This is a genomic window from Rhodococcus aerolatus (genome assembly GCF_054783215.1).
On record NZ_BAAGQZ010000032.1, the window covers coordinates 1 to 2,889 of the forward strand.

General features: G+C 77.4%; 4 protein-coding genes and 1 pseudogene. 1 reads left to right on the forward strand and 4 read right to left on the reverse strand.

Annotated elements, in window-relative coordinates; all coding sequences use genetic code 11:
* From ACYVOF_RS12730 to rimP, 4 genes are all read right to left on the reverse strand, one after another.
* On the reverse strand, nucleotides 1-324 hold a 324-nt coding region (locus tag ACYVOF_RS12730), incomplete at its 3' end, for a translation initiation factor IF-2 N-terminal domain-containing protein (RefSeq protein WP_460867016.1).
* Nucleotides 325-436: 112 nt separating this feature from the next.
* Nucleotides 437-787 (reverse strand): YlxR family protein, encoded by a 351-nt coding sequence (locus tag ACYVOF_RS12735; RefSeq protein WP_460867022.1) that lies wholly within the window; start codon nucleotides 785-787, stop codon nucleotides 437-439.
* 71 nt (nucleotides 788-858) lie between these two features.
* A complete protein-coding gene (nusA, locus tag ACYVOF_RS12740) occupies nucleotides 859-1,908 on the reverse strand; it encodes a transcription termination factor NusA (protein ID WP_460867018.1) in 1,050 nt (349 codons plus the stop codon).
* Nucleotides 1,905-2,540 carry a ribosome maturation factor RimP gene (gene rimP, locus ACYVOF_RS12745; protein WP_460867020.1) on the reverse strand — a complete coding sequence of 212 codons (636 nt, stop codon included), beginning with the start codon at nucleotides 2,538-2,540 and terminating at the stop codon, nucleotides 1,905-1,907. Before rimP ends, nusA begins: the two co-directional genes overlap by 4 nt.
* Before the next feature lie 155 nt (nucleotides 2,541-2,695).
* Between rimP and ACYVOF_RS12750 the strand changes: the two are divergent.
* Nucleotides 2,696-2,889: pseudogene (locus ACYVOF_RS12750) on the forward strand (hypothetical protein); the annotation flags it as partial.

Consider the following 2,889-nt stretch of genomic DNA (forward strand, 5'->3'; position numbering starts at 1 on the left):
GGGCGCCGGTGCCTGGGCCGCGGGGGCCTGGGGCGCCGGGGCGGGCGCCTCGGCGGCGGGCGCGGCCGGCGGTGCCGGCCCGGGACGCGGGCCGGGACGGGCACCCGGCTTGGGCGCACCCGAGCCGTTCGACGGTGCGCTCGCCGGGGCACCGGACTCGCCGGCACCGGGGAACGCCTCGCGCAGCCGGCGGGCCACGGGGGCCTCGACGGTCGACGACGCGGACTTGACGAACTCGCCCTGCTCCTTGAGCTTCGCGAGAACTACCTTGCTGGTGACACCGAGTTCCTTGGCCAACTCGTGCACGCGGGCCTTGCCTGCCACTGCTCTCCTCACTGGTGAGGCCGAGCGGGGGTGCCCACGCGGCCTCGGATCAACTCCGACGGACGTCCATCACTGCAACTTCACGGTGTGCTCATGTCCCTGTGCCTGTTCCTCACCTGGTGTCGACGGGCGCCGACCCGGGTGGGTCGTGCCTGACGGGCGGTGTGCCGTGCACGTGCTGCCCCACCGCGGCGGTGTCGAGCGGGCCCGCCACGCGCAGTGCGCGGGGGAACGCCCGGCGCCGCTCGGCCAGCGCCACGCACTCGGGATCGGGGTGCACGTGGGCACCCCGGCCCGGGAGCCTGCGCCTCGGGTCCGGCACGACCGACGAGCCTCGCGCCACCACCCGGAGCAGTCCGGTGACCTCGCTCCTGGTGCGGCACCCGACGCAGGTCCGCACGGGTCCGGGCCGCGGCGCGGCGGACCCGTGTGACCGGCCGGGGGCCGACGCACGAGCAGGGATCACGTCCGAGTCTAGCGCCACCGCGTCCGGGGCACGAACCCCCGAGGGCCGCGTGCGGCCGCCGCGCCCGCTCAGGGACGCCCGCCGGTGGTGGCCGACGGGCCGGGCCCGGCGTCGGCGGTCGCGGCCTCGACCGGGGCGGCGTCGCTGCGGATGTCGATCCGCCACCCGGTGAGCCGCGCGGCCAGGCGGGCGTTCTGCCCCTCCTTGCCGATGGCCAGGGACAGCTGGAAGTCCGGCACGACCACCCGGGCGGCGCGGGCCGCCGCGTCGACGACGGTCACCGAGACGACCTTCGACGGCGACAGGGCGTTGCCGACGAAGCGGGCCGGGTCGTCGTCGTGGTCGATGATGTCGATCTTCTCGTCCCCGAGCTCGCGCATGACGTTGCGGACCCGCTGCCCGACCGGGCCGATGCACGCGCCCTTGGCGTTGAGCCCCGCCACGGTGCTGCGCACGGCGATCTTGGAGCGGTGCCCCGCCTCGCGCGCCACCGCCATGATCTCCACCGAGCCGTCGTCGATCTCCGGCACCTCGAGGGCGAACAGCCGGCGCACCAGGTTGGGGTGGGTGCGCGACAGGGTGATCTGCAGGCCCCGGGCGCCGCGGCTGACCCCGACGACGTAGCACTTCACGCGCTCGCCGTGCTCGTAGGTCTCCCCCGGCACCTGCTCGGCCGAGGGCAGCACGCCCTCCACCCCGGCGGCCTCGCTGCCCAGGCGGACCATGACGACGCCGCGGGCGTTGGCGCGGGCGTCGCGCTGCACCACGCCGCCGACGACCTCGCCCTCGTGGGTGGAGTACTCGCCGTAGGTGCGGTCGTGCTCGGCGTCGCGCAGGCGCTGCACGATCACCTGGCGTGCGGTGGTGGCGGCGATGCGGCCGAAGCCCTCGGGGGTGTCGTCCCACTCGGGGCCGGGCGTGCCGTCCTCGGCGAGCTCGTGGGCCATGACCCGGACCAGGCCGGTCCTGCGGTCCACGTCGATGCGGGCCCGCGGCTGGTGGCCGTCCACGTGGCGGTACGCGGTGAGCAGGGCCGTCTCGATGGCGCCGACCACGGTGGCCACGCTGATGCCCTTCTCGGCCTCGATGGCCCGCAGGGCGGCGATGTCGATGTTCACCGGTCGGCTCCGTCCTCGTGCGTCAGGTCGTCCTCGTCGGCCGGGTCCTCGTCGGCCGGGTCCTCGTCGGCCGGGTCGTCGTCGGGGAGGTCGTCCCTGCCGCCGACGGGCTCGGACCCGCCGAGCGGCCCGGCCGGGGTGCCGCTCAGCGCCAGCTCGGCCGGGTCGGGGGCGCGGAACTCGATCTCCACCACGGCCGCCGTCACCGCCCCGAGCGCGACCTCGCGCACCTGCGGGCCGGCGTCACCGGGCACCACCAGGGCCACGGTGTCCCCGGTCAGCTCGCCGACCCGCGCGGTCAGCTCTTCGCCGTCGACGGTGGCCGTCACCCGCCGCCCCCGGGCGCGGCGCCAGTGCCGCGGCGCCGTGAGGGGCCGGTCGACGCCCGGAGAGGTCACCTCGAGGGTGTACGGCGCCTCGCCGAAGGCCTCCTCGGCGTCGAGGACGTCGGAGACCCGGCGGCTGAGCTCGGCCACCGCGTCGAGGTCGAGCGGCGCGTCGGACCCGACGACCACCCGGACCACGCTGCGCCGTCCGGCGGCGGTGACGGTGACCTCCTCGAGGTCGTGGCCGGTGCCGGCGAGCAGGTCGTCCACGAGCTCGCTCACCTGCTCGGGGCGCGGCACGGGCATCGGGGCTCCCTGCGGGTCGTCGGTGCAGTTGTCGGTGGGCGCGGGGACGCCGTGGTGGGTCCGTGGCCGGAGGACCAGCCTAGCCGCCGCGGGGCCGGGCCCGGACCGCCCGCGACGGGGCCGGGGCGCCGTGCGGCGGCTGGCAGGATGACCGCGTGCCCCCCGCCCCCACCGCGCCGGGTCCGACCCGGCGGACCGTGCTGCGCGCCGGTCTCGCGGCGGGGGCGGGCCTGCTGGTCGCGGCCTGCTCGGCGCCGGCCGCGACGCCCGGGGAGACCCCCGCCGGGGAGCCGGACCCGCTTCTCGGGCTCGTCGCCGCCGCCCGCGCCGACGCCGCCCTGGCCACGGC

Bases quoted from the DNA above. Each gene is read 5' to 3' on its own strand.
- rimP (WP_460867020.1), bottom strand. From the start codon at position 2,540: ATGCCCGTGCCGCGCCCCGAGCAGGTGAGCGAGCTCGTGGACGACCTG.